The following is a 25,342-nucleotide window of genomic DNA, read 5'->3' as shown; positions in this document are numbered from 1 at the left end:
GTTGAAGCGACAGGAGATCACCGATCGTCGGGGCGGTCCCTAGTCCTCGATGCGGGCGCGCAACCGCAATAGCCGGCTAGGTTGTTACCCAACAGGGCTTGAGGCTTACCTAGCGTCAGGTTGTAGGGTTGAAATAGGTACAGGTTCATAGTCACTGTTTCAATTTTAGAGTGAGAATCCTGACGCGCGAAGGGCTTGGACCAAATTTCCGGGCGGACAAATTTGAGCCTGACCAAACGCGCAGTCGAGATCAGCCTGTGACAGCTCCGCCTCGCCTCCGTGGGCGCGCCAAGCTTGATCCGATGTGCAGCGTGCCGCCCTTCAGCCGACAGCCGCAATCTCCGATGACGCAATCTTTCTTCTCTGTCTCTGGAATCGTCGTGGGTGAAAGCCGCAAATTGAATTCAAGCCTCCCTGTTGGTAGGGCGCGCCAATTGGTTACGTTGCTGGCGCCGCGCCAGCGAGCAGGCAGCCCGGATGTCAACCTAAACGATCGACATTCTCAAGCTGAATCCTGCAGCCCGTGCTGCCGAACTCAGCTTTGGGTCGGCCATGAAGACCTATCTCATCTAATCTGAGAAAGAGTGGTATGGAATCGAACTTCAGCGGGTGGAATGATACGAACGATTGGATGCGTTGGTATACCGCGGGCACGACGCGCAAAATCCCCGCCGCGTCTTCACCTCCGGCCAGAAGCGCGGCGTCTTCGGTGTCATCAAGCGTGAGCTGCGCCGCCGCTCCGCCATCGAGCCCATCATCGGACACCTCAAGGCCGAAGGCCACCTCGGTCGCTGCTACCTTAAAGGCCGCGCCGGTGATGCCGCCAACGTCGTCCTCTCAGTCGTCGGCCACAACTTGCGCCGCATCCTCGCCTGGCTCAGGGACTTATTGCGCCTGTTCCTGGGATTGCCATGGCGAACGCTCGCTTGCCAGGCCCAGCTCAATCCAGTTTGTTAACGGCCGACTCCTTACGGAAATTGGCTATGGTCGATAGCCCGGAACGAGCCCGCGCAATGGCCAGATCAGTTCCAGATTGCGCCCGGCCTCTCGCTCGAGGCGACGCTAGGAGCGGATCTGATTGATATAGCGGTAGAGATAGAACTTCAGCAGATCTGCCGGATCACATGGCGGCTGTCCCGCTCCGCTCTGGCGCTCAGCGTGTCGAAAACGAAGTGCAACCAGATCAAGGTTGGCAACGTAGGCTAACCAATAGGACTGAAGCGTACGAAGCTACTCTTCGCCGGATACCACTCAATGGGCTGTCCGCAACATTGGCGTTAGCGTGGGCGAATCACCACGCTGTATCTCACCAATGACCTTGAAGCCGTGGCGCTCGTAAAAGGGAATGTTTTCCGGATTTGAGCTTTCGAGATATGCGGCGGCACCCTCCGAATCACATCGTTTAAGAGCGTGTTCCATTAGCAACGTGCCAAGCCCCTGTCCGACCCAGTTCGGATCGGCGGCAATGAGAGGCAGATACCAATGTGGCTCAGGTGGATGATGTTCGACCATTCCCAGCCGTAGCTGTGCCATATCTTCGCTGATCTCCGGACGTAGGGAGTGAGCCATAATTGCGTCGAGTGCCACCTCATTTTGCTGCACGCCGGGCGGCAGCCAGAGCGCCGCGGCGTGCCCCCCTCCCGTCACGTATGCCGTGCCATGTTCGAATGCTCGTCCGCCGCAGGCCTCAACGAACTGAGGCATGCTCGTAAGATATTGGTCTGGAGCAGGCCAGCTCCATCGAGCCAACGGATCTGCGGCAAAGCCGAGCACCAGTGTCCAGACGGTAGTCGCCTGCATTTTTGCGTGCGCAGATTTGATCTCCGTCTCCGCTGTCATGATGTCTGTTCCAAGTCTCAATCTGGGCGTCAGAGTTGCAAAGCTAGAACGGACGACGAGTCCTTTTGAACATGCGCAGAAGAGGGCACCAATGGAGGTTTCGTCGGCTGCATCTCGTTTTCGCGTTTCGAGCTCTTCTCTTTCCTCAGACGGTCGCACTAGCGACCCTGCGGGACCAAAGCTCGTCAGCGGGTCATCCTTGAACTGAAATGTTTCTTGGCGGGCTCAGGTGCTTCCTGGGTCTAGGAAGGTCATCACACTCCTTCCCAAAGCAGGCTGGCGTTTGTCCACTCCGATAGAGCGCCGGCAGCATGCAACCCCGCTCGTAGCGAGCCGCACAGGGGCTTTAGAGTTTGCGATGAGAGGAAATCGCGGGCCCGCTCTCGGTAGGAGCAGCTGCAGCTGAATCGTGTTCCCGATGTCGCCGGGCATTAGCAAACTCGCACGTCGAGGTCGCAGATACGCAATGACCTTATGTGATAACACTTGGACTCCTGTAGCTGTTCTGGATGAGGTCTCTCGTTCAAAACGCGTGCCAACTGCGGGCGTCGGTGAGGCTATCCTTTGAATGTTCAAGTCCAGACGTTTTCGGCATAAGTGGAGCTTGATCAGGGATCAGCTATCCTGACCTTTATCGACGTCGTGCTGCTGATGGCGGAGCCTCGAGGGGCGGCACAATTTGAGAAACGCCTAGCGGCGAAGAAATAGCCGGAGTTCAAACTGGTGAAAGGCGAGAGACTTGCTTTCGACAAAAGCTGATTGGTGATCGCGAGCATAGAGACAAGATTGTCGCATTCCATCCAATCAGAGCTTCTCTTTGTGCAATAAACGTCGCGTCTGATGAAGAATTACAAAGTTGGATTATCTCAACGGCCCGCTGCATTCCAGACGCGTGGGCGGCCATCGATTCCGTGCAGCGCGAAGACTATGTCGGTCGCCCGGATGGCGCGGGCGGTCTGACTTCACCGACGCGCAATTGCGCGAGATCCTGCAGCTTGGATTGACGCGGCCGACGCAGCTCGCGCTACATGTCGTCGGCGATGCCAAAACCGACCGTGTGCTGAAGATGATGGCCGAACTTGCGCCCGTCGCGACCTGGCGCGAAAAGCGCGTTCGCATCGAACATGGCGACGGCATCGGCCCCGACGCGTTCGAGAAGGTGGCGCAATTGGGCTTGGTCGTGATCTAGAATCCGATTCACCTGACAGAAAGACCGCTACGTCATGCTGTCGGCCAGATTGCTGGAGGCGCTGACGGACTATTGCGCGCCGTGCGTCCCAGGGGGCATGGATGTTTCCCGGTGCCGTTGCTGGAGAACCGATATCGACAAGCGCCGTGGATGCCGCCTGCCGCCAGGCACATCTGTTGTCGAAGCTGTCCAAGCCGGTAACACCTCATTCCCTGCGGCACGCATTTGCAGTGCACCTGCTCGAAGCTGGAACCGATCTCCGCACCATCCAGCTCTTGCTCGGCCATCGCAGCCTGTCAACGACCGCTCAATATCTGCGGATCGCTACCAACAAGGTCTGCGCAGCGACGAGCCCGCTTGAACTGCTGCCGCGTCCGATCCCCAAGGCTTCCTCGCCGCCGGCGCACAAACATTTCTGACGGGCGATCTCATGGGCCGCTCAGGTCCGGAGGTCGCGGATATATTCCGTCGCTACGGTGCTGCCTGGCGCGAGCAGCACTGGGCCTCGCTATCGACCGAATGCCGCGCAGCAATGACTGCCATCGAGCGCTGCCGAACGTCGGCGCTCGGAGGCCATGTCGAACAGTGCGACCGCTGTGGCGAACGACGGATCGCTTACAACAGCTGCCGTTCCCGCAGTTGCCCCAAGTGTCAGTGGCTCGCCCGAGCGGAATGGATCGAGGCTCGGCGGGAAGAGCTACTCGATACCCAGTATTTCCATGTCGTCTTCACCGTTCCCGATGAGATCGCCGCGATTGCCTTCCAGAATGCCAGCACGGTCTACAAGATCCTGTTCCACGCAGCCGCCGAGACGTTGCGAACCATCGCTGCCGATCGGCGACATCTCGGCGCGGAGATCGGGTTTTTCGCGGTGCTTCACACTTGGGGCAGAATCTCAGCCATCATCCCCATCTGCACTGCGTCGTGCCCGGTGGCGGGCTGTCGCCGGACGGGAGCCGCTGGATCGCGTGCCGTCCCGGCTTCTTCCTGCCAGTCGCCGTGCTCTCCCGACTCTTCCGGCGACTGTTTCTCGAAAGTCTGCAAAGGGCATTCGACGCCGGCGAGTTGCGTTTCTTTTCGTCATTGGAACGGCTGCACGATCCCCTCGCATTCCGGCGCTATCTGGATCCCGCCCGCCGGGTCAACTGGGTGGTCTATGCCAAGCCACCCTTCGCAGGCGCTGAGCAGGTTCTGGAATATGTCGGACGCTACACACACCGGGTGGCAATCGCCAACAACCGGATCGTCGATATCGAGGATGGCAAGGTACGCTTCCGGTGGAAGGACTATCGCAACGAGAACCGGCAAAAAGTGATGACGCTCGACGCCGGGGAGTTCATCCGGCGTTTCCTCGTCCATGTCTTGCCCGAGGGATTTCAGCGCATCCGCTATTATGGTTTCATGGGCAACCGCTACCGCAAGCAAAAACTCGCCCGCTGCCGCGACCTGCTCGGAATGCAGCAGTCCGACGCGCCGATAAAGCCGAAGGAAGAGCGCGATTATCGCGACAAGGTCGAGGAGCTGACCGGCGTTTCCCTGCGGGAATGTCCCTTTTGCCGTCAGGGGCAGATGGTGTGCATTGAGGTGCTCGCGCCCGTTGCGTCACAAGACCCACCTTTTCGGGACACTTCATGACGGGCGGGATTTTCCAATCATCGATCATCTTCCTTTCTTTCTGCCAAGGTAGACGGCAGGCAACCTATTGTCGCGCTTCCGACATCGAGCCCTCCAGACGCAGGCGTCGCCGGTCTTTCCGATGGAGAGACCATATCTCGATGAGAATGTTTCGCTATCAAGACCGCATCCAGCATGTCCCCGGAGCCCCAGCGACGGGGCTCTCCGCTGGGAAGCGGCATCCAATTTCCATAGCGGCACCAGCGAGCTAGGCGGCTTCGTCCAACGCGTTTTTAGATTACCGGCGCGCTGGCAGCTGCGCATTTTGAAGCTTCGGCGCGGCGCCGCCAATCTAAAAACGCTCTCTATTATGCCGATATCGGCATAAGACCCACTGGACGGGTCCGGCTCAGCGTTGCGGCCGCGATTTGTCCGGGCGGTTCGGCAGCGGGGCTTATGCCATGGAAGAGCTTGTGGAGCTTTGCGCCGCGTTCCTTTGCGCGGAGCTGGGGATTGCGGTTGAGCCGCGTGCCGACCATGCGCAGTACCTCGCCCATTGGCTGAACGTGATGAAGGCCGACAAGCGTGCCATCTGCACCGCCGCGTCGAAGGCGGGCGAAGCGGTGGCGTGGGGATGTCCCGATCGCTGTTGAACTAGGTCGGGCCGACGTTGCCGGAATGAATGTTACGCGGCCCTCGTGACGTGGGCAACGGGGTTGATCGTCATGCGATTGTGGCGAGCTTGAAGAGCCGCACGCAGAACCGACAATTGCTTATGCGCCTTCAATCGTCGGAAGCCCTTGTTGGCCTCGATCATGCCGGCCGCGACCCATCGCAAGGCCATACCGGCATCCCGCCAGCGTTTGACGTTGCGCGTGACACGGCGAATGGTGCCCATCATGTTCTCGGCGATGTTGGTACAGGCGAGCGATCGACGAAGCTCCTTCGGCAACTTCAACCGGACGACAGTCAGGATTTCATCGAGGCCTTCGAGGATGCTTGCCGCTACGCCGGGCCATTGCTGGTCGAGTCGACGCGCGAGATTGCGGATCAGTTTTTCAGCCTTGTCGGCGTCATCGAGCTCCCAGGCTTGGCGCAGCACCCGACGGGTGGCCGCATGATGCTCTTTCGGCAGGCGTTCCATGATGTTGCGCGCCTGGTGGATCTGGCAGCGCTGGATCGCTGCGGCCGAACCGAAGGTGCGGCGGATCGCCTTCGACAACGCCTTCGCGCCGTCGGCGATGAACAGTCTTGGCGCCGTCGGGTCGAGCCCGCGCGAGACCAGGTTGTCCAGCAGGGCCTGAACCGTAAGCGGCAAAGAGACCTTTCAATTACCCACAATTTTGAGTCCGATCGTGGCACCCAGCTCCATGTCGGTTAGCCGCGATAGCCCGCGCCAGATCACGGTATTTCCTGGAGGCGGATCGCTGGCACGCGCTAAGTACCCTCCAAGCCGCGCGATCTTGACGACATAGCGCGAGAGCGTGCTTCGTCGAGAGCGATCGCCACCTCTGTCTTTCGCCAAGTGATCAAGAAGCCTGATTTCGGGATCTGTCAGCGCCGTGTGCGGTAGGGCATTCGGCGCGGAACGATTGAGCATCGTCATCCAGAAGACGCGCCAACTCACAATGCAAAATACCGCGATCAGATTGACCAGACGCTCAGCGGTTCGCAATTTCGACTCCTCCGCCTTGCAGCCCGATTTGAGGATCTTATGGAAGACTTCGATCTTCCACCTCAACGCGTACCATCCGAGCTTCTCAATAGCGTCCTTGCGCGATTGGACCGGGAGATCAGTGAGGAGCTTCCACTCGATCTTCTTTCGCCGCTTCGGCGTTCCCCGCTCTTGAGCATGGATCACGGTTAGAGTGAGTGCGGGATATTTCTTCTGCTTGCCGATCGGCGGCAGAATTCGAAGCTTGCGGAAACGAATTTCGAGAAGCGCTTCATCCGGATCGCCTTTGTCGTCCTTGACCTCGATCCGATGTAGGCCTTTGACCGTAACCTCGTCCATTTCGTCGGCGATTGTATGATTGCCGTCTCCGGCAAGCCGATCAACACAGGTTCGCACCAGGAAATGCGTTCCAACCTCCTCGGCGAGGCAAAACAGCTCATAGATGTCGCTCTCGCGATCACCGATATGAACACATCGTCCAGGGGCCGCGAGAAGGTCGGTCGATTGCCGTAAATTCTCCAGCCAGCGGATGCTCTCCTTCTGCTCGATCGGAACACGTGTCGGATTGATCTTTCGCTTCAGCGCCGTCGTCCCCTTGAACTTCTTGCGTGTCCAGAACTTGATTGCCGTCAGTCCGAGCGGTAGCCCCTCGGTCGTCACGGCGAGGCTCGAATGCATCAAGGATGCCGCACTGTGTACGCACCGCTGTAGGACCTCCTCTGGTGTTCCAAGGCCGGTCAAGCCCCTAAAGCCAATCAGTTCCGGCCTGTCGCGCTTGAAGCTGAATTCCGTCGTGTCATGGAGCACAAGGATCGGCCCCTCCGTCGTCGTCACGCGACCGCGCGTCGCCTCGAAATGACCGCAAAGAATATCCGCCTCGTTGACCCGCTCGTTGGACAAGAAGCGATAGGCGGCCTTGGTGTTGGCCCAATCCTGACAAACCAGCGGGATGCTCTGACCCATGTCGCTCCCGATTTGTGCGAGCAGTTTGCCGAACCGGCGGCCAAGCCGCTCATCCTTAAACTCGCATCCCGCAACTTCCCGATCAACCCACGTCTCGATACCGGTCCTCGATCGCGGAGCACGCGCCTTCGCGCGCTCCTTCAATACCAAGCCCATCGAGCACCCCGCGCTTCCGAATCAGGTGCTCAACAAGGAATCACAACAGATTCTGCCGATTCAAGATTTTGTCCCGGGAGCATCGTCTAAATCGGCCGTCAACTGTGGGTAATTGAAAGCTCAGCTTGCCGCTTACGTTCGAGCACATCTTAGCGTCGATGGAAGAGATCGAGCGCGCAGCGAACAAAGATACGATGATAGGATCAAATCATGGATGAGGCTTCGGAGAATATTCCAGCACGACTTCCCGATCCCGCCACGATCGAGGCGGTCCTCGCGCGTCTTTCGGCCGGAGCTGACGAAACGGCGCTGGCAGCCGCGCTGACAGAGGCATTCCCCGGATTTTACTTTTCGGCGGTCGGCCTCGACGACCAATATTGGCGCGACACACGCTCGGTGATCGGCGCCGACGGAACACGGATCGCAGAATACCGGCCGTGGATGGAAGCCGAGCTCGCCAAGGACAACGACGACATCGGCGCCCTCTGGACACGATTGCGCGAGAGCAATCTTCAGATCTCGGAGTGGCACGGCAACAGCGTGTACGCCTTCGCGCCGACTGGACCAGGCGCCGCGGACTATGTGCAAATCCGTCTTGGCCGGGAAGTCGAATGGCGTGCCGGGCCGATCGTCAATCCAACGTACCGCCCTTGGGGCAAGAACGAATTGCTCGATCCGTCATGGATCGCGCACGACGATATGTCGGAAGACAAGGTCATCGAAGGTCCGGTCTTTCGGATGCTTGGCCGCGCCGGCAGCGGTGTCGTCCACGTCCGGAGCTTCCTGACGCCGTGCGCGCGCCTCGAGCGCGAAAAGCGCGAGGCGCGGCGGCCGGAGATGGAACGCCGGGTGGTGCGGGAAGTGACGCGAGAGGGCACGACCGAGACGCCGTTCCTGGAATTGGTACCGGACTGGTTCGACTACATGCCACGTGAGAATCGCTTTTTCCAGGATTGGGACGAATCGAGCGCTTCGGCCGAACGCGTGTACGCGCACTGGGCGCTCGACATTTACGACTATGACGACAAAGGCACGCGCGAGATCGGATTCGTGCCGCGTCCGCTGCATCTGCCGGAAGAGAGGCTCATCGCTGGCGATGCCTCGGTTCATATCCTGATGGACCGCGTGGAAGCCATCGACCGTGAGGTCGGTGTCCCATTTGGTTGGTGCGCTGAAGGAGTGGCTGGTGCGCTGAAGGAGAACCCCGACCGCATGCGCCAGACCAAGTCGACGCCGCAAGCCGACGCTTGACGGATGCTGGAGGCGACATGGTGAGCTCCTTTTGGCCTCTGCAACCTAACTGTGTTGCCTGAGACCGAATTTGAGCTGCATCAACCCAAAGATTGAGCTGCCTCTTACCTTCTGGTCAAGCGACCAACAAGCCGGCGAGCCCTTCGATGATCGAGCAGCCTAGCGCGGCCAAGGCTTTGGCCGCTGCCGAGTTCTGGCAAACACCAAAAGACGTCCTCTGCCGCGCGCTCGGCTCCGGTCCGAACGGGCTATCGCAAGTCGAAGCGGACCGGCGCCTGGCGATCTTCGGAGCAAACCACGCTGGTGCCTCTCAACGCCGGTTGGTCCTGCACAAGCTTGGCCAACGCCTTTGGAATCCCCTGATTGGGATGCTGCTGGCGGCCGCGCTCGTATCCGGACTAAGCGGCGATTTTGGCAGTTTTGTAATCATCGCAACCGTGCTGTCTCTATCCCTCACGCTGGATATCGTTCAGGAGCATCGCGCCGAGTTGATGGCCGAAGCGTTGCGGGAATCCGTTGCTATTCAGGCCGACGTCGTCCGGGACGGCAAGGACGTTACGATACCGGTGACGGCGCTCGTCCCCGGAGACATCGTGAAACTCCGTATCGGCGACCTCATACCTGCCGATGGCATCGTCCTCGACGCTCAGGAATTGCAGGTCAACGAGGCCTTGATGACGGGCGAACCGTTTCCAGCCTTCAAGACCAATGCCCCCTGCTCCGCGGCGATGCCAGCGGAAGCGACGAATGCCCTGTTCGCCGGAACCAGCACTGTCGGCGGAAGCGGCGAGATGATGGTCGTGAAGACCGGAGCGGGCACACGATTTTGTGCGATCGCTGCAGCGCTGGCAGCCAACGTGCCGCCAACATCTCTCGAGCAGGGTGTCCGCAAGCTTGGATTGCTGATCCTTCGGCTCACGCTGTTTCTCACCCTCTTCGTATTGATGACACATCTCGTCGCGCAACGTCCTGCAATGGAGTCCTTCCTGTTCGCGGTCGCACTCGCCGTTGGCCTGACACCCGAACTGCTGCCCATGCTGATGACCGTAACGCTCGCCCGAGGCGCTCTGCGCATGGCGGATCGAAAAGTTATCGTCAAGCGATTGTCGGCCATTCACGATCTGGGTGCGATGGACACGCTCTGTGTGGACAAGACCGGCACGCTGACGGAGGCCAAAATCACGCTTGAAGCGCATGTCGATCCAGAAGGGCGACCTAGTGATCGCATTCTGAGCCTCGCATACCTCAACAGCACCTTCCAAGCCGGGGTCAGAAGTCCCCTCGACCAGGCGATACTCTCAGCGAAAGACGGCGGCATAGACGCTGGGTTCGACTCTCGGAAGTGCCGTTCGACTTCAAGCGAAGGTGCCTGTCGGTGCTGGTGGCACGAGGCGACGAACACATCCTGATCGCAAAAGGGGCTCCGGAAGCCATCCTGGCCCGTTGCGTCGCCGTGGAGATCGATGGTCTGGCCCATCCGCTCGACGCCGCCTGGCAGAAACAAATGGGAGACATCCAGGATCGATATGCCCGCGACGGTTTTCGGCTTCTAGCCGTCGCCGTCAAATCCATTCCGCCTGGACAGCAGACGATTGCCATTGGCGACGAGGCGGATCTGACCATGATCGGGTTCTGTGTCTTCGCTGATCCACCGAAGCAGGATGCAGCGTCAGCCATTGAAGCGCTTACCTCGCTGGGCATAACGGTAAAGATTCTCTCGGGTGACCACGGCGCAGTGGTCTCTCACGTCGCTCGTTCGGTGGGCCTTCAGTCGGATCGCATCATGACCGGAGTTGAGATCTCCGGGCTCACCGATGCAGCGCTCGTGGCCCGGGTCGATAATATCGACCTGTTTGCCCGCATCGATCCCGATCAGAAGCGACGGATCATTGGCGCACTCCGTCATCGCCACCACGTGGTCGGCTTCATGGGAGACGGCGTCAACGACGCCCCGGCGATCCATGCAGCCCATGTAGGCATATCCGTCACGGGCGCGACCGAAGTCGCCCGCGCAGCCGCCGACATGGTCCTGCTCGCTCCAGATCTTTCAGTCCTTGCGGCCGGCGTGCGCGAAGGCCGCAGGACATTCGCCAACATCCTGAAGTATGTCCGAATGGGAACGAGCTCCAACTTCGGCAACATGCTTTCGATGGCCTTGGCCTCGATCGTTCTTCCGTTCCTGCCACTGCTGCCACTGCAAATTCTGTTGAACAACCTGATCTACGACCTCTCCGAAATTGGCATTCCTTTCGATGAGGTCGACCGCGAAGATGTCGCGCGACCGGAAGCCTGGAACATGGCAAATATCCTTCGCTTCACCATTATCATGGGAATGGTCTCTTCCCTGTTTGACGTGGTCACCTTTGCCGTTCTTCTCAAGCTATTTGAAGCTGATGCGGCACTGTTTCAGACGGGGTGGTTCGTGGAATCAATATCGACGCAGATCCTGGTGATTTTCATCATCAGGTCTCGCCGGCTGCCCTGGCGCGGAAACCGACCTCACATCATCCTGATCGCGACGTCGCTCGGCGCCCTCATCGCAGGCGTGGGGCTTGCGCTCGGCCCTTGGGCAGCACTGTTCGGCTTTACCGCGCCTTCCGCGGCACTCTTGACGACGATAATCGCCATTGCGCTCGCTTATCTCGTTTCAGCAGAGATTGCCAAGCGCCTGGCGGTTTCAAGTCAGTAACGCCCTCCTCGGCCTCGAAACGAAATCCGGTGGCCGCCTGCCGTTTTGACGTGAGTCAAGACCCTCAATGGCGACATGTGCTGTTCTTGAACAAGATCGGAACGGGAGGCACGCATGTTCAAAGACCTACTGGTGCACATTCCAACAGAGCGGTCACCGCGACCCGCCATTGATGCGTCCGTTTCCCTGGCGATGAGTGCTGGCGCGCATCTGGATGCACTTGCGACGGGTTATGCGTCGACGAACGTGCCGTTTGTTGCTGAAGGCGGCGCAGCCGTCGCAGCGTCTTTGCAATTCGAATATGAACATGCGCTGGAACGCGCCCAAGCAGCACTGGGCATTTTCGAGGTCGAGGCGAAGAACGCTCGAATCAACTACGGAAAATACGCGCTGAGCGAGACTGTTGGCGAGACCGTTTCGAAAGCTGGGGCAACGGCGCGCCTCTATGATCTGACGATCGTGTCACAAGGCGACCCGGATGTCGATACGTTCGACAACCAGCTTCCGAAGGAACTCCTCATGCAGTCGGGAGGGCCCTTGCTGTTCATTCCCCATACTTTCCGGGGCACGTTCAAGGCGGCACGCGTCGGCATCTGCTGGGACGGCAGTCGCGTTGCCGCCCGCGCCTTGCGGGACGCGATGCCATTCATCACCGAGGCAGACGCTCTGACGATCATCACCCTCAATGCATCCGAGGTCCCGTCTGACGCATCGCCCGAACGCCTCCTGAAACACCTCGCGCGGAAGGGCTTGCCGGCAAAGACCGTTTCGCTTCCGGCGATCTGCAAGCGAGCATCCTGTCGATCGCCGCGGATGAAAGCGTCGACCTACTGGTCATGGGCGGTTACGGCCATTCTCGACTTCAGGAAACCGTGTTCGGCGGCGTCACGCAGGAGACGTTCCGCAGTATGACCGTTCATGTCATGATGTCGCACTGATGGAGCACGATGTGAAGAGCACTGTACGTGCCATGGCAGGCGCCATGCTTGCCGCGAATTTGCTTCTCTCCTCAAGCCCGACTGCGGCTTCAAGCATCGAACAAGGCCGGCGTCTTGCGCTGCTGTACTGTGCGAAGTGCCACTCGACCGACAAGGTCAGCCCCAGCCCCCTCAAGATCGCTCCCCCGTTCAGGACGTTACACGAACGATATCCAATCGAGATGCTGCAAGAGGCCCTGGCCGAGGGGATCGTCACGGGGCACCCGACAATGCCGGAGTTTCGTTTCGATGCCGATCAGGTCGGCGATTTCATGGCGTTCTTGAAGACCTTGGAGCAGTGAGGGCTCGGGGGCTTCGGCGAGCGGCACACAAGCCGCTCAGGGAAACAGCATTTCTGGAGACCAGTCAAATGACCCTACGGAATTCGTGCTTGGCTCTTGCGATCTTGGCAAGCGCCGGCACATCCGCGACTGCCCAATCGGACTTCGAACCTTCCCCAACTGTCAGACAATATGCGCCCCGCCTGGTCGAAGTCATGAACGCGGCGCAGCTTCAGCACCTGAAACTGTGGTTCGCTGGCAAATCGAAGAACTGGGAACTGGCCGCGTACGAATTGCGACAGTTGACGGATAGTCTGGCCCAAGCTGCCGTATTCTACCCGGGCATTCCCGTAAGCAACGTAACCACGATGAAGGATCCGCTGCTCTCAATCGCAGATGCGATCGACGCTGGGGATGGTCGTAGGTTCACCGCCTCCATGCGCACACTAACCGACGGCTGCAATGCCTGCCACACCTCGCTGAAACGCAGCTTTATCGCCATAGGCCTGCCGACTGACCAGCAGCCGCCCGCCAATCAGATATTCGCGCCGGTCGGAAAGGGATCGAAAAAATGACCAGCGCCGAGAATCTCCAAACCCTCCTGGAGGACTTTTGTTATCGCCTGCGCGAGACAATTAAATCGCTTGGCGTCACCGTTTGCTCCGATTGATCAGCATCAACATCGTTCCCGGGCGACGTCCTATGCTGGAAAAAAGGAGCATCGCCATGATCGGAATTACGTTGACCGCAGATCAGATTTGCAATGCACCCATTGAGGTGCGACGGTGGATTGAACATGAGGTCGTTGCCGGCCTCCGCCTGGCGCCGCGAGCTCCCGCCTCGTCGCCTCAACACCCCGCCCATGCAGCTATCTGCAGTGAGGACGAAATCGCCGCGATATTCGGCCAATTGCGGGGAATGCCGGTCGCGATCAGCGTCCTGTTCGAGTTCAGGCAGCCCGGCATCGCCTTCGGAAACCCACCCCTCAAGAGCTACCGGCTGATGGATATTCTGCACAACACCAAGCTAGAAATACCAGATCGACGCGATCGTGGCGTTCTTTGAGACCTTGCAAGGCGGCAGGGCTCGATCGCGCCGATAAGCACTCTAGTCCATAGTTCTTAGGCTAAGGATGTAATTGGCGAGAGCTTCGGCCTGATCAGGCGCGATGACCAAATTCGGCATGTTCTGGTGGCTGGTCTTCAGAAATACCTTCAGCGAAAGCGCGGTCGTTCCAGGCCTGTTTGCGATTGCCGCGAAAGGCGGTGCCTGATCCGACATTCCTGCGATCTGCGGTTGGATTGCATGACACGACTTGCACCACGCTTCCGCGAGGCGATGTCCTTCCGGGGCGCCGCCTGCAACCAGTTTAGATCCGTCCGCATTGTGCCCGCGAACAAGAAACAATGCCGCTAACGCGATCAGGATCGCGAGGATGTCGAGTCGCATGCTGCGCGACATTTCCATCTGCCCGCCGTTGGACACTCACAGCAAAACGCAACTAAGCCATCTAAGAAGCGGCTGCTGTTGCGCTGGATCAAAGAACGAGCGATTCTCCTCGTACCAGGGGATTATGAGCGGTCATTCCCTCCTCCTTCGGTGATAGCCGTGGAGGCTTGTTGGGTCCGACCGTGAAAGTCTCTTCCTGTTTCTCGGTTACCGCAATCGAATATTTGCCGGTCGTTACCGCGCCGACCATAGATCCGCCCGGCTGGCTCACGGTCACCTGCAACGGGATTCCGGTCCATCACTTCGCGTAGCGCGCGCACGGAGGCCGATCACTAGGCTTGGCGCCGGCAACGCGACTGGACCGACTGGAAGGACCGGATGCATGATCAGGCGCTGCCGCTGCCCACAGAGACCGGACGGGATTGCGCGCTGCTTCTGCGGTGAGGCAATCAGCAACCCAATTCTCGATTCCCACTTTCGCTCCGCCCACCGCCTGATCGCCGCATGAAACTCACCGCCGAACGCCCCCTCGCCAATCCTGAAGCGGCAGCGCGCAAGTTGGTCGAACTCGCAAAGAGCATTGAGCCTGTCCAGGACGGCCGCATCCATATCGAGAAGATTAGTGCCCCTTTCCTCTACACGCTGAACGCCAGCGGCGAGGAGTTCGCCGTCGGCATCAAGACAGCGGTCGAGCACGGCTGGCTGGAGTTGCATGAGAGCGGGAACTATGTCCGGCTCCTACAGGCCGAGACCGCCAACTGAGGCGCTATCGAAGGGAGCCCGCCATTCGCGACGGGCTCAAGGCTAAGGGAGAAAGCGCCATGAAGGACACGGCGAGTCGCGCCGACGCTGCGTGTCGCGATTGACACTGTGGACAAAAAAGCGCCCCTAGCGCTAAACGCTAGGAATGACAGATCGGGGGTGGGGCCGCCCATTTTGACGATCCGATCAAAGTGCGTGGCGGCGAGCTGGTGTCGCTGCGCGACGCTGGCGAGTACATCGCCGAGCCTCTCAAGCCCGTACATGACGCTCCGGAATGGCAAGCGGCTATGGAGGCGCTAATCCTTGTGGCCGAGCAAGGTGGTCCTACGATGTTCGCTTGGATCGGCATCATGCGGGCGCTCAACCACCGGACGTCCGATCCGGAGGTGCAGCCACACCGGAAGCCGAGCAAGAAATACAAACTCATCTCGTGAAAGCTGTCAGGGTTGTCGTTTCCTCCGCAAAGCAGGCTCTCGCCAAGGCCGATGAACTGGCCGAATCCGGGAACGATATCCAGATCAAGGACCTGGCCGGCAGGATCATCGACACAGCGACGATCATCGAACTCGCCGCGCACGAGTAGATTAGATTGTTTGTCCCCAGCGTCGCCGGCAGAGACGCGCCAGTCAGCTCCATCAGCCCGAGCGTATCAGCGAGTTCGGCGTTGCGAATGCGGACGACCGCTCAGTCGATCCCGGAGCGCCCGCCGATCGGCCACGAGGTTGTCGAGGTGAAGCGGCTGGTCATCAGGCCGCTGTCCTTCCGCCAATCGTCCAACCAGCGTCCGTGTGGCGTCCACCACAAAGACGCCGCATTCATAATGGTTCCGCTGCTGGGTTATGCGGGCGGTCTCGAGGCGAGCGCCCAGCCTTACTGCAAGCTGTCTTGCCGCGGCGCCGTGAGAAGGTTTCCGAAATGAGTCGTAGTGATAGGCAACGATCCCTTCCGGCTCGCGGCGATCAACGAGTAGCAGCGACCAATGCGTACCGTCGCTACTGGCACCGCCATTGTTCACTGGCACGAACAGGAAGTTGGCGGTATCGTTACCATGCGCGTCATTGACGATCACCTGCAAGGTTTCCTGCAGGACGCTCGGGTCGTCGGTCAAGCGCAGCAAATGAGCCGGCGCGGGCCGCAGGAACCGCGTGCGGGCGGCGAGATCCGGATTGTCCCTCTGCAACTCCCGCTCCAGGAGCGTGTAATCCGCTGTGATATGCTCGTCACCCAGCCACTCCGTGCGGCGGAGCGCCAGCGGAGGCTGCACTGGGATGCCCGATCCGCAGGCCTGTTCATCCCGTTGATCCGGACGCTCGGACGAGTTTTCGCGACGACTTCCTCGGAGGGCTTTGCCAAGCCCTGACTTGAAACACGACCAGAGTCCACAGCCTTTGGCATCCTCTGTCGGCATCGCAGACGTCGCAGCCCTGGTCGATGGCGGTGTCGATGTTTTTTCCATATCCCCCGCGAAACCTTCGATGCCCCGCTGCTACGGGCGCGTGGGATTCGAGCCCACGTCCAGGGATGAGCGTAGCGCCAAGTCCCGCCGGATTGTTTGGGGTCGCCTGCCCTGTTCCTTGCCCCAGCTGCGGCGTGTAAGGACGACCATGGATGTAAATATGTGCTCGTGACTGGAGGGGTGACGTCGGCAGGAGGCCTTTTCCGTTCAATGAGCCGATCAGGACATCGGGGGCTGATTGGCAACTATGGTCCCATCCCAGACCGACGATATTTGTGAAGTCGTCTGCATGCGGCAAGTCTTCCGCGTGCACGCTGGCCTGTATGTCAACCGCGGGGTCCGACAACTGGGTTGGCAGATCCAAGTGGCTCCAAGCGGCGCTGGATCCAGGAGTCGCCGGTCGCTCATCTCCTCGGGACGGGAGCTCCATACCTTCTTGACCTTCTTGCCGCAGCGTGGGCGGAACCCCACTACGGCCTGCATTTGGCGGCCCCCCGACGAGCGGCAGCGCCTCGAGATCACTAGGGAGCCTCCCGGAACCATGGCCACGACTGGCGTTTTCGGCTTGCCAGGCCAGTTCGCGCAAATGCGTTCCCGCAGCCAGCAGCCCGAGCAATGGCAAGCGCAATTCCGCGGGCAGGACATTCGAGATTTCGCCAACAAGTTGCCGACCAACGGCACGTTGTGTCACCCGATCGATTGCATCAATGTTGGTAAGCGTTGACTGCGGATCTGCCTCGGCAGAGGCCCGCTCGGCCAGACGACCACGCCAAATTCGTACGGGCCTGTCCGGCTCGGCAAGACGAGCAGCAGCGGAGATAAAGGCAACGTCGACGGCCTCGGCTAAAGCGGACATTGGTGGCCAGCGAAGGTCCGAGCCTCGAGCCGGGTCGATGCGGTAGCGCTTTCGTGCCCAGCGTTGTACTGCCCAGTTGCCGCCGTATTCGACGATACTGCCCGCAAATCCTGGCCGACTCAGCAGGGCGTCGTGCGAAACAAGCTCGAAGACAAAAGCAACGAGGTTCATGACCTCACGACTGTAGCAGTAGACTGTGTTGGCGTTGGACAAAATCACGGCTTGGTAGGCGCTGACCTTGTCGTCCGATGAGGTTCGAAGGTACCAAAGCGCGATCATGCCGGTGCGCGCCGCGAGGACGAATGTCAGCACGGCCGCTATCGCGCTGAACAAGAGACGCAGGAGCTGGCTTGCGGGCACGGTAGGGGTTCCCGCCATCGCGAGGGCCGGCGATAGCGCTGACCGCTCACCGCGAAACCCCGTCCGATAGGCTTCCGCATTGCCTCTCCCCCGCCAGACGTGCAAGCCCGCTCGTGCACCCGCGACCAATCCCATCGCCAGGTTGACCGTAGCATGTGCCGCCATCGCCAAATCGTTGACCTTCCGTGGATCTTCCGGGTGACCGGAAAGTACGCTCACCAAAGCCTCACCGAGGCGGCCAACAAAGGTCTCGGACGCCCCCCATGCTCCGTTCGCACCCAATAGCGCGGCCGTCCAAGCCCACCATCGAGCGCGGCCAGCAGGGGGAGCGTCTTGATGCTCCGTCCGGGCGTCCACATCTGTTGGCAGCAATACTCCGTCCAGGAACGGCGGCTCTGCGTGTTCAGCAACGTCCTGTTCGGCGTGTGGATCTTCAGAGTCTGATGTCCCCTCAGCGACAATTTCACAGGCGATTGACAGTTGTTCAGATGCACTTTCGTGCGCTCGTCGCTGGCCATCGGTCAGCGTCGGCGGCCCGCTCGCGCTGCCACGATCCCACATGCGTTCCCACATGCGTATAGAGGGGGTGTCACCTGTGCACTCGCCCGGCCCCGTCTCCGTGCGGTCCGCCACATTTGAAATGTCAATTGTCGCGCAGCGCCCGGCCTGTTCCTCCTGGCCTTGGCCTGCAGCGGCTTTGTCTTGAGGGGTTGGATCGCTTGCGCACCCGCATCGCGCCTCAGTCGCCGCTGGACAATCCGCGATATTTGAATTGTCCGTCATCGCGCGGCGTTCCCCCCGTCACGCCAAGCTTTGGCCTGCAGTGCGAGCGCATCAAGCAACGGCGCGAATGTCGACGGGTCGATCTGTGCAAACTCGAACTTCTGACCCAGGACAAGGTGTTGACTCGACGGGTTGACGAAGAACAGCGGTGCACCAAGCAGGAAGTTCTCGAGATTTCGGGATAATGCCAGCTCAACCAAATCATGCTTGGCGACCGTCGAAATCATGCCTGCGTCGAGTAGCACGGCTGCTATGTCGTGCAGGTCCCCGCAGGGATGAACGAACGTGCAAATAACTTCGTGCACAATCAGTGTTCGATCCAGCATGAATCTGCCAACGTCATCCAGACCCATTGCATCAGAGTAGTCGCCGAGCCACTGAGAGAAGGTACGTGCCATAACGATATTCCGCGGTAGTCTTTTTTACTTTAAGCACCGCATGTCTCAGGCCTGTGACGCTGCGATTGCATCGCGGCGCCGTCGACAACCTGTGTAGTGCCGACGCCATCGGTGGACAGGTCCCTGGTGGTCGATGTTTGCAATGCCAGCCGCTAGCCGCGCGGCGCGTACCCGCGGCGACGGTCACCGTTGTCTCAGTGCAGACAATCGCTATCATTTCTGGGATCCCGAATTTGTAGACCAGCTGGGGCCCGATTTCACAGACGATTGCCTCCGATCTCATCGGGCATATCACGAAGGATCAGCAGACGCAGTGGCAGTCAGGAAGCCCTGCCGACTGGGCCAAGAAGACGTTAGAGCTGGCTCCGCAAATTCGGACAGTAGCTTGAGTGGATTTTCTGCCTGAGAGCGGCGAGGCTTCTTGCCGCGAATCAGGAGCGAAGATGACGAAGAGGAGTCGCCGGACGCATTCTCCGGCATTCAAGGCAAAGGTGGCTTTGGCGGCCGTGAAGGGGGAGAAGACGTTGGCCGAGCTGGCGCAATTGTTTGATGTCCATCCGAACCAGATCACGACCTGGAAGACCCAACTCCTGGAAGGCGCCGCCGGAGTGTTTGGGCAGGACAACGGACCGGCCGAGGCGCCGGTCGATTTGAAGGCGTTACATGCCAAGATCGGCGAGCTTGCGTTGGAGAACGATTTTTTGTCCGGCGCGCTCACCAAGGCGGGCCTGCTGAGCGCAAAGCGATGATCGACCGCGACCATGATCTGTCTGTCGTGCGCCAGGCGAAGGTCCTGAACCTTGCCCGCAGTACGGTTTACTATGAACCTCGGCCGGTTTCGGCCGAGGACCTTGTCTTGATGCGCCGGCTCGATGAGCTGCACCTCGATTATCCCTTCGCAGGGGCGCGCATGCTGCGATCGCTGTTGCAGCGTGAGGGCATGCAGATTGGCCGCCGCCACGTCGCGACGCTGATGAAGCGCATGGGGATCGAGGCGATCTATCGCCGTCCGAACACGAGCAAGCCCGCACCGGGCCACAAGATCTACCCGTACCTATTGCGCGGATTGAAGATCGAGCGGCCGAACCAGGTCTGGGCAATGGACATCAGCTACATTCCGATGCGACGTGGATTCGTCTACCTCGCGGCGGTCGTCGATGTGTTCAGCCGACGGGTGTTGGTCCATCGCGTATCGATCACGATGGAGACGATATTCTGCGTCGAAGCGCTCCAGGAGGCGTTGGCGAAGCACGGCAGGCCCGAGATCTTCAACACGGATCAGGGTAGCCAGTTCACCAGCCTCGACTTCACCGGCGTGCTGCTGGACGCGAACATCGCCATCAGCATGGACGGCAAGGGTGCCTGGCGCGACAACGTGTTCGTCGAGCGGCTGTGGCGCACTGTCAAATACGAGGAAGTCTATCTGCGTGCTTACGACAGCGTGCTCGAGGCGCGAGCATCGATTTCCAAATATCTGGCGTTCTACAACCGAGGACGTCCTCACTCGAGCCTTGACGAACGCACGCCCGACGAGGCTTACTTCGGCGCGCAAACGATGGTGACGGCCGCATGATCGTCGCCAACGATTTTGCTGCGGCTCTGGTCGGGCTTACGCCCTCCCGACGCCACAGCAAAATCGTAAAGCCCCGCCTTCAGCATAACCCGGCAGGAATCCACTTAATTTTCGCGGGGCGCTGTCCAAACAACCGGGGCCAGCTCTGTTCGCGCTGTCGAAGGATGATGCGTATGGACAGCTTCCAGCGACCAACGCGCGTGGAAGCTTTCGGTTGACGGACGACTATGTCACGACCGCAACAAATGACGTCGGAATTCAGCTGAGCAAGGCGGGCGTGCGGCTGGCTACGATCCTGAACCAAGCACTGCACAAACCATAAAATGCCACGGCGAGCAGGCGGCGACGTCTGCGGAACTCGCCGTCCGTCAGAAACGCGACGCCCGCCACAGGATGGAGTAATTTCGTCGGAACCCACCATCGAGCATTCGGTGGCGTTCGTTCATATCATCGCCCACCAAATTCCGACGACCTTACCCCCGGTTCAGAGGACAAACTCAGAGCTCGAGCTAGGAAGAGGATCTGGTATCCCAAAATTAGGATCGGCGAGAGTTCATCACGTCGACTGACAACTGATTGTGTGCTGGGAGGACCGTGCGCTGCTCAGATGAGATCTTGACCTAGCGCCTGCGCTCCCCCACCCTGAAATTAGCCAAGCACCGTCATTGACCCGATCTCGTCTTGGGAAAATTGCCATGCAAAATCCGCCGCTCGATCCGGATGTCAATGATGCAGCGCCAACGGATTCGATCCTGACGCCCTACGACCAAGAACACGCTGTCACCTATATGCGCCTTCTGGACGCAGATGCAGAGGACGCCGACTGGCGAGAAGTTGCAAAGGTCGTGTTGCACATTGATTCCGAACATGAACCGGAGCGTGCCCGCCGCGCGTATGAAACCCATCTCGCTCGTGCCAAGTGGGCGGCCAGACATGGTTATCGGCAGCTGTTGCGGAGCGGTCGGCCAAGCTAGACTTAGACTAAGCGCTGATCAACAGGTGCTAGAGATCGTTACATTCCTTGGAGAACGTCGCGCCGACAGATTGTTCTCGATCGCCGCGCAAACTTTGTACGGCGCGGACGAACGAGTGTGGCCCCGCGGCAAGCGTGTTCGAATGGAGTTGTAACGGTACGTTTCGCACCGAGACGCCAGCAACGTCACTACCAATTTCGAAGTCTTAAGCCACCAACCGTCTTGCCGCGTGTCACCGCGGGCTGCATAGACTTGCCAGTGCTGCTCGCGCTGTTCCACCCGCTTCTGCTCGCCATTGCATCGTTGACGTTTCGCTGGTTCGGCTTCGACTTTTCCGCGTTCGGATTCTTGCCGCCATGCCGACGCTGGCGCTCTTACTCCATGCTGCCGGTCCTGCGCAACACCATCACCGGGCTGAACGGCGTCGATCTTGCGTTGCTTGATATGCCCCAAAGGCAAAGACGAGTCGGTTTAAGCCAACAACGAGTCCGCCCACTCCGGCTTGCCGAACTTGAACGTCTGGTTTGGCCTGGGAGCGGACGTTGGGCGCAGGTCGCATTTTGACCCATAGGAGAAGTCGACGAGCTTGGCAAAAGCTCACAAGACAACGCTTCGGAAATGTAACCGGCCGGCTGTGGACCTGCGCGCGACGATCGCCCGTTCGGCAGCCGCGATCCGTCCTTCCAGGGACATCTCGACTTCATGGCCTTACGGCGTCCAACCTTGCAGGCCGAATGACACTTTTAAGCCGTCCGTGCGTCCCCCGCAGGACTACTCGGCCGCGCGGCTCAAAGCGCAGCTTCATGGAGATTATGACCAGTGAACAGGCTTTCGAGAACGCTGTTGCGGTGCTCCGAGAATGGTCTGAGGTTCAGACTGAAATGAGCGTCGCACTTGCCACCATCGCGGAGATTGAAGCGAGAAGGACGCGTTCAGAACAGACGATCTCTTCATCGGTTGGCTCCGACGATCACTCAAAGAGGCCTGCAGCTAATACCGGAAATGAATCGGCAGGGATTCCCAAAGCGGCACGATCCGGATTCAGGGGACAAGGATCGGATTATCTATCTATATACGGCCGAAGGCCTCCCACACCCCGTCTTCGCCGTCCCAGCTGCCGCGGCTCGCTGCCTTGGAGTACTCCGTGGCGCGCTGCTCGAAAAAATTTGCGTGCTCGATGCCATTGAGACTCTCGACAAGCCACGGCAGCGGATGCGCCTTGACTTGGATGAAGCTGCTCTCCTTAGCCTCGAAGAATCCGAAGACCGGAGCAATCCGGAGCTGGGTCAGTCGCCAGTCGGCGACATAGCGGACGTAGGCGTGGATCTGCTCAGGGCACATGCCCTCGATCTTGCCTAGACCAAAGGCGAGATCGACGAAGCTCTCCTCCAGCTTCACCATGGTCTTGGCGACGTCGACAACGTCGTCGCGGACGGTGCGCGTCACCGCCCCGGTTTCGCAGTGCCATTCGTGAAATAGCTTAATGATCCCCTCGCAGTGGAGACTCTCGTCGCGCACTGACCAGCTTATTATTTGTCCCATGCCGTTCATCTTATTATGGCGCGGGAAGTTGAGCAGCATGGCGAAGCTCGCGAACAACGCCATGCCTTCGGTGAAGGCTCCGAACATCGCCAGGGTGCGAGCAACATCGGCCACGGTGTCAACGCCGAACTCGTGCATGTAGTCCGCCTTGGCGCGCATCTCCGCATAGCCGCGGAACGCCTCGAACTCGGTATTGGGCATGCCGAGTGTCTTGAGCAGTAGAGCATATGCGTCGATGTGGACCGTCTCCATGTTGGTAAAGGCCGCCATCATCATCTGAACGGTGAGCGGCTGAAAGATCGGAATGTAGCGCTTGAGATAGTTGTCACCGACCTCAATGTCCGATTGGGTGAAGAAACGGAAGATCTGGGTGAGCAGCGCGCGCTCGTTGGCGGTGACGCGGTCCGACGCCCAATCCTTCAGGTCGGCCCCGAGCGGCACTTCCTCGCCCATCCAGTGGGTCTGCTGCTGGCGCTTCCAGAACTCGTAAGCCCAGGCGTAGCGATCGACGTCATAGCTGCCGGTCGAGTCGAGGAGGCCGACGCGCCCTTTGCCGATCAGTGTGCGAGGATCGACGGACGAGAGATCGATCACTGACATGCGAGGCACTCCTCATAGTCCGTGCGCTGCGGCGGCTGCAGCGGCGCGGCCTTATCGCGGTCGGCGATCTTGCCGGCGAACGCCGCGCGCGAGATCGATTTTGATCGGCAGTAGTAGAGGCTCTTCACCCCGCGCTTCCATGCCGTCCAGTGCAACATGTGGAGGTCCCACTTATCCACGTCGGCCGGCAGATAGAGGTTGATCGACTGGCTCTGGCAGATGAACGCGGCGCGGTCGGCGGCAAGCTCGACGATCCAGCGCTGGTCGATCTCGAAGGCGGTGCGAAAGATCGCTTTTTCGTGCTCCGACAGGATGTCGAGATGGGCGACCGACCCCTCGTGCGCAATGATCGACTGCCAGGTCGCCAAAGTGTCGGCGCCTTTGGCGGACAACACCTTGGCGAGATGCGGATTACGCACCGAGATGGCACCGGACAACGTCTTGTGGGTGTAGATGTTGGCCGGGATCGGCTCGGTGCAGGCGCTGGTGCCGCCGCAGATGATGCTGATCGAGGCGGTCGGCGCGATCGCGATCTTGTGGCTGAAGCGCGCCATCACGCCGCATTCCAGCGCATCCGGGCAAGGGCCTCGCTCGCGAGCGAGCGCCACGGATGCCGCGTCGGCATCGCGACGGATTTTTCGGAACATGCTGAGATTGAACGACTTGGCCAGGACGCTCTCCATCGGAATGCCCCTGGCCTGGAGAAACGAGTGGAAGCCCATCACGCCGAGGCCGACGGAGCGCTCGCGCAGGGCGGCGTAGCGGGCACGCTCCATGCGGTCCGGCGCCACCGTGATGAAGTGGGTGAGCACGTTGTCGAGGAAACGCAAGACGTCCTCGACAAAGCCCGGCTTTTCCTTCCACTGGTCCCAGGTCTCGAGGTTGAGCGACGACAGACAGCACACCGCGGTGCGCTCCTCATCGCGATGATCGATGCCGGTCGGCAACGTAATCTCGCTGCAAAGGTTGGAGGTCGAGACCTTGAGGCCGAGCTCGCGCTGGTGCTTGGGGAGCGCGCGGTTCACGGTGTCGATGAACAAGAGATAGGGCTCGCCGGTCTGCAGCCGGTTCTCAAGGATGCGTTGCCACAGCTGCCGGGCGTCGATCTCGCGGACGACCTCGTTGGTCTTCGGGCTGCGCAGAGCGAACGCGGTGCCGGCGCCCACGGCACGCATGAACTCGTCGGTGACGTTGATGCCGTGATGCAGGTTGAGGCTCTTGCGGTTGAAGTCGCCGGATGCCTTGCGGATCTCGAGGAACTCCTCGATCTCGGGATGGTGTATATCGAGATAGACCGCCGCCGAGCCGCGCCGCAACGAGCCCTGGCTGATCGCCAGCGTCAGGCCATCCATAACATGGATGAACGGAATGATGCCTGAAGTGACGCCGCCCTTCACCTTTTCGCCGATCGAGCGAACATTGCCCCAGTAGGTGCCGATGCCGCCGCCGTTCGAGGCAAGCCAGACGTTCTCGTTCCAGGTGCCGACGATGCCTTCGAGCGAATCCGACACCGAGTTAAGGAAGCACGAGATCGGTAGGCCGCGCGTGGTGCCTCCGTTGGAGAGCACTGGTGTGGCCGGCATGAACCACAGCCGAGACATCGCATCATAGAGACGTTGGGCATGCGCAACATCGTCCGCGAAGGCGCAAGCCACCCGCGCGAACATATCCTGGAGGCCCTCGCCGGCGAGCAGATAACGGTCGGTCAGCGTCAGCTTGCCGAACGACGTCAGCAGGTCGTTGCGCGACCGATCGAGCGTGAGGTCGGACGGCTTTGGCGATGGCGCGAGCGGCCAAGGCAGCGGAGCCGGCGATGGCGTCGGCACAAGACACAGCTCAGGCGCGATAGGCTTTGCCTGGGCTGGGGGCCGCACACTCGGCAGCTCAACGAGATGACCATGCTGATCGAAATCGTAAGACGGCGACATCGGCAACCCCACGATGTTTGGGGGCTG

21 protein-coding genes and 5 pseudogenes are annotated in these 25,342 nt (G+C 60.0%); 17 read left to right on the top strand and 9 right to left on the bottom strand.

The features are described from left to right. Positions 1–642 precede the first annotated feature (642 nt). A pseudogene (locus tag NLM33_RS41465) lies at positions 643–957 on the top strand (IS5/IS1182 family transposase); the annotation flags it as partial. Between the two features lie 294 nt (positions 958–1,251). On the opposite strand, the gene NLM33_RS41460 reads toward NLM33_RS41465, so the two are convergent. Further along, complete coding sequence (locus NLM33_RS41460; protein ID WP_254104191.1) at positions 1,252–1,839, bottom strand: N-acetyltransferase; 588 nt, start codon at positions 1,837–1,839, stop codon at positions 1,252–1,254. An 892-nt stretch (positions 1,840–2,731) separates the two neighbouring features. On the opposite strand from NLM33_RS41460, the gene NLM33_RS41455 reads away from it, so the two are divergent. From NLM33_RS41455 to NLM33_RS41440, 4 genes and pseudogenes are all read left to right on the top strand, one after another. Next, complete coding sequence (locus NLM33_RS41455; RefSeq protein ID WP_256570621.1) at positions 2,732–3,028, top strand: amidohydrolase family protein; 297 nt, start codon at positions 2,732–2,734, stop codon at positions 3,026–3,028. Positions 3,029–3,044: 16 nt separating this feature from the next. Beyond that, a pseudogene (locus NLM33_RS49520) lies at positions 3,045–3,447 on the top strand (tyrosine-type recombinase/integrase); the annotation flags it as partial. Positions 3,448–3,458: 11 nt separating this feature from the next. Further along, a pseudogene (locus NLM33_RS41445) lies at positions 3,459–4,663 on the top strand (IS91 family transposase). A gap of 377 nt (positions 4,664–5,040) precedes the next feature. Then, positions 5,041–5,295 (top strand): annotated as a pseudogene (locus NLM33_RS41440) (zincin-like metallopeptidase domain-containing protein); the annotation flags it as partial. Between the two features lie 32 nt (positions 5,296–5,327). On the opposite strand, the pseudogene NLM33_RS41435 reads toward NLM33_RS41440, so the two are convergent. Together NLM33_RS41435 and NLM33_RS41430 are read right to left on the bottom strand one after the other, a co-directional pair. Next, positions 5,328–5,951, bottom strand: a pseudogene (locus NLM33_RS41435) (transposase); the annotation flags it as partial. Positions 5,952–5,969: 18 nt separating this feature from the next. After that, positions 5,970–7,436 carry an IS4 family transposase gene (locus NLM33_RS41430; protein ID WP_254104189.1) on the bottom strand — a complete coding sequence of 489 codons (1,467 nt, stop codon included), beginning with the start codon at positions 7,434–7,436 and terminating at the stop codon, positions 5,970–5,972. Between the two features lie 210 nt (positions 7,437–7,646). On the opposite strand from NLM33_RS41430, the gene NLM33_RS41425 reads away from it, so the two are divergent. The 7 genes from NLM33_RS41425 to NLM33_RS41395 all read left to right on the top strand — a co-directional run bounded on the left by NLM33_RS41425 (position 7,647) and on the right by NLM33_RS41395 (position 13,699). Further along, on the top strand, positions 7,647–8,687 hold the full coding sequence (locus tag NLM33_RS41425; protein ID WP_254104188.1) for a hypothetical protein: 1,041 nt from the start codon (positions 7,647–7,649) through the stop codon (positions 8,685–8,687). 146 nt (positions 8,688–8,833) lie between these two features. Further along, positions 8,834–10,096 (top strand): HAD-IC family P-type ATPase, encoded by a 1,263-nt coding sequence (locus NLM33_RS41420; RefSeq protein ID WP_254104187.1) that lies wholly within the window; start codon positions 8,834–8,836, stop codon positions 10,094–10,096. Beyond that, a complete protein-coding gene (locus NLM33_RS41415) occupies positions 10,030–11,376 on the top strand; it encodes an HAD-IC family P-type ATPase (RefSeq protein WP_254104185.1) in 1,347 nt (448 codons plus the stop codon). The genes NLM33_RS41420 and NLM33_RS41415 overlap by 67 nt, the downstream gene beginning before the upstream one ends. A 710-nt stretch (positions 11,377–12,086) precedes the next feature. Beyond that, positions 12,087–12,314: a universal stress protein gene (locus NLM33_RS50030; RefSeq protein ID WP_371930175.1), complete on the top strand. Its 228-nt coding sequence runs from the start codon at positions 12,087–12,089 to the stop codon at positions 12,312–12,314. 44 nt (positions 12,315–12,358) lie between these two features. Beyond that, positions 12,359–12,655, top strand: a complete 297-nt coding sequence (locus NLM33_RS41405; RefSeq protein ID WP_254106134.1) for a cytochrome c — start codon at positions 12,359–12,361, stop codon at positions 12,653–12,655. Positions 12,656–12,744: 89 nt separating this feature from the next. Further along, positions 12,745–13,209, top strand: coding sequence for a hypothetical protein (locus NLM33_RS41400; protein ID WP_254104183.1), 465 nt, complete (start codon positions 12,745–12,747; stop codon positions 13,207–13,209). Positions 13,210–13,360: 151 nt separating this feature from the next. Further along, positions 13,361–13,699, top strand: a complete 339-nt coding sequence (locus NLM33_RS41395) for a hypothetical protein (protein WP_254104181.1) — start codon at positions 13,361–13,363, stop codon at positions 13,697–13,699. Positions 13,700–13,741: 42 nt separating this feature from the next. On the opposite strand, the gene NLM33_RS41390 is transcribed toward NLM33_RS41395, so the two are convergent. Further along, positions 13,742–14,083: a c-type cytochrome gene (locus NLM33_RS41390; protein WP_371930060.1), complete on the bottom strand. Its 342-nt coding sequence runs from the start codon at positions 14,081–14,083 to the stop codon at positions 13,742–13,744. A 504-nt stretch (positions 14,084–14,587) separates the two neighbouring features. On the opposite strand from NLM33_RS41390, the gene NLM33_RS41385 reads away from it, so the two are divergent. Further along, complete coding sequence (locus NLM33_RS41385; RefSeq protein WP_254104177.1) at positions 14,588–14,845, top strand: hypothetical protein; 258 nt, start codon at positions 14,588–14,590, stop codon at positions 14,843–14,845. 337 nt (positions 14,846–15,182) lie between these two features. Continuing rightward, positions 15,183–15,428, top strand: coding sequence for a hypothetical protein (locus NLM33_RS41380; protein ID WP_254104175.1), 246 nt, complete (start codon positions 15,183–15,185; stop codon positions 15,426–15,428). Positions 15,429–15,494: 66 nt separating this feature from the next. Here NLM33_RS41380 and NLM33_RS41375 read toward each other — a convergent pair whose 3' ends face one another. The 3 genes from NLM33_RS41375 to NLM33_RS41365 form a co-directional block, all read right to left on the bottom strand. Beyond that, the gene (locus NLM33_RS41375; protein WP_254104173.1) at positions 15,495–16,109 is read right to left on the bottom strand and encodes a Ulp1 family isopeptidase; all 615 of its coding nucleotides are present in this window, start codon (positions 16,107–16,109) and stop codon (positions 15,495–15,497) included. 25 nt (positions 16,110–16,134) lie between these two features. After that, on the bottom strand, positions 16,135–17,736 hold the full coding sequence (locus NLM33_RS41370; RefSeq protein ID WP_254104171.1) for a hypothetical protein: 1,602 nt from the start codon (positions 17,734–17,736) through the stop codon (positions 16,135–16,137). Positions 17,737–18,296: 560 nt separating this feature from the next. After that, the gene (locus NLM33_RS41365) at positions 18,297–18,698 is read right to left on the bottom strand and encodes a CesT family type III secretion system chaperone (RefSeq protein ID WP_254104169.1); all 402 of its coding nucleotides are present in this window, start codon (positions 18,696–18,698) and stop codon (positions 18,297–18,299) included. 443 nt (positions 18,699–19,141) lie between these two features. Here NLM33_RS41365 and NLM33_RS41360 point away from each other — a divergent pair. From NLM33_RS41360 to NLM33_RS50025, 3 genes are all read left to right on the top strand, one after another. Further along, a protein-coding gene (locus tag NLM33_RS41360) for an IS3 family transposase (RefSeq protein ID WP_254095161.1) occupies positions 19,142–20,271 on the top strand; the annotation gives its coding sequence in 2 pieces (ribosomal slippage) (positions 19,142–19,394 and positions 19,394–20,271; 1,131 coding nt in all). 695 nt (positions 20,272–20,966) lie between these two features. Further along, the gene (locus tag NLM33_RS41355; protein ID WP_146986646.1) at positions 20,967–21,245 is read left to right on the top strand and encodes a DNA -binding domain-containing protein; all 279 of its coding nucleotides are present in this window, start codon (positions 20,967–20,969) and stop codon (positions 21,243–21,245) included. 258 nt (positions 21,246–21,503) lie between these two features. Continuing rightward, the gene (locus tag NLM33_RS50025) at positions 21,504–21,809 is read left to right on the top strand and encodes a hypothetical protein (protein WP_371930059.1); all 306 of its coding nucleotides are present in this window, start codon (positions 21,504–21,506) and stop codon (positions 21,807–21,809) included. Positions 21,810–22,313: 504 nt separating this feature from the next. On the opposite strand, the gene NLM33_RS41345 is transcribed toward NLM33_RS50025, so the two are convergent. Together NLM33_RS41345 and NLM33_RS41340 are read right to left on the bottom strand one after the other, a co-directional pair. Next, on the bottom strand, positions 22,314–23,387 hold the full coding sequence (locus tag NLM33_RS41345; RefSeq protein WP_254104167.1) for a ribonucleotide-diphosphate reductase subunit beta: 1,074 nt from the start codon (positions 23,385–23,387) through the stop codon (positions 22,314–22,316). Then, positions 23,378–25,315 (bottom strand): ribonucleoside-diphosphate reductase subunit alpha, encoded by a 1,938-nt coding sequence (locus NLM33_RS41340; RefSeq protein WP_254104165.1) that lies wholly within the window; start codon positions 25,313–25,315, stop codon positions 23,378–23,380. Before NLM33_RS41340 ends, NLM33_RS41345 begins: the two co-directional genes overlap by 10 nt. Positions 25,316–25,342 lie beyond the last annotated feature (27 nt).

This window comes from Bradyrhizobium sp. CCGUVB1N3, assembly GCF_024199925.1.
In the GTDB taxonomy this organism is placed as follows: Bacteria; Pseudomonadota; Alphaproteobacteria; order Rhizobiales; family Xanthobacteraceae; genus Bradyrhizobium.
This window is presented reverse-complemented; position numbering and strand designations above follow the sequence as displayed.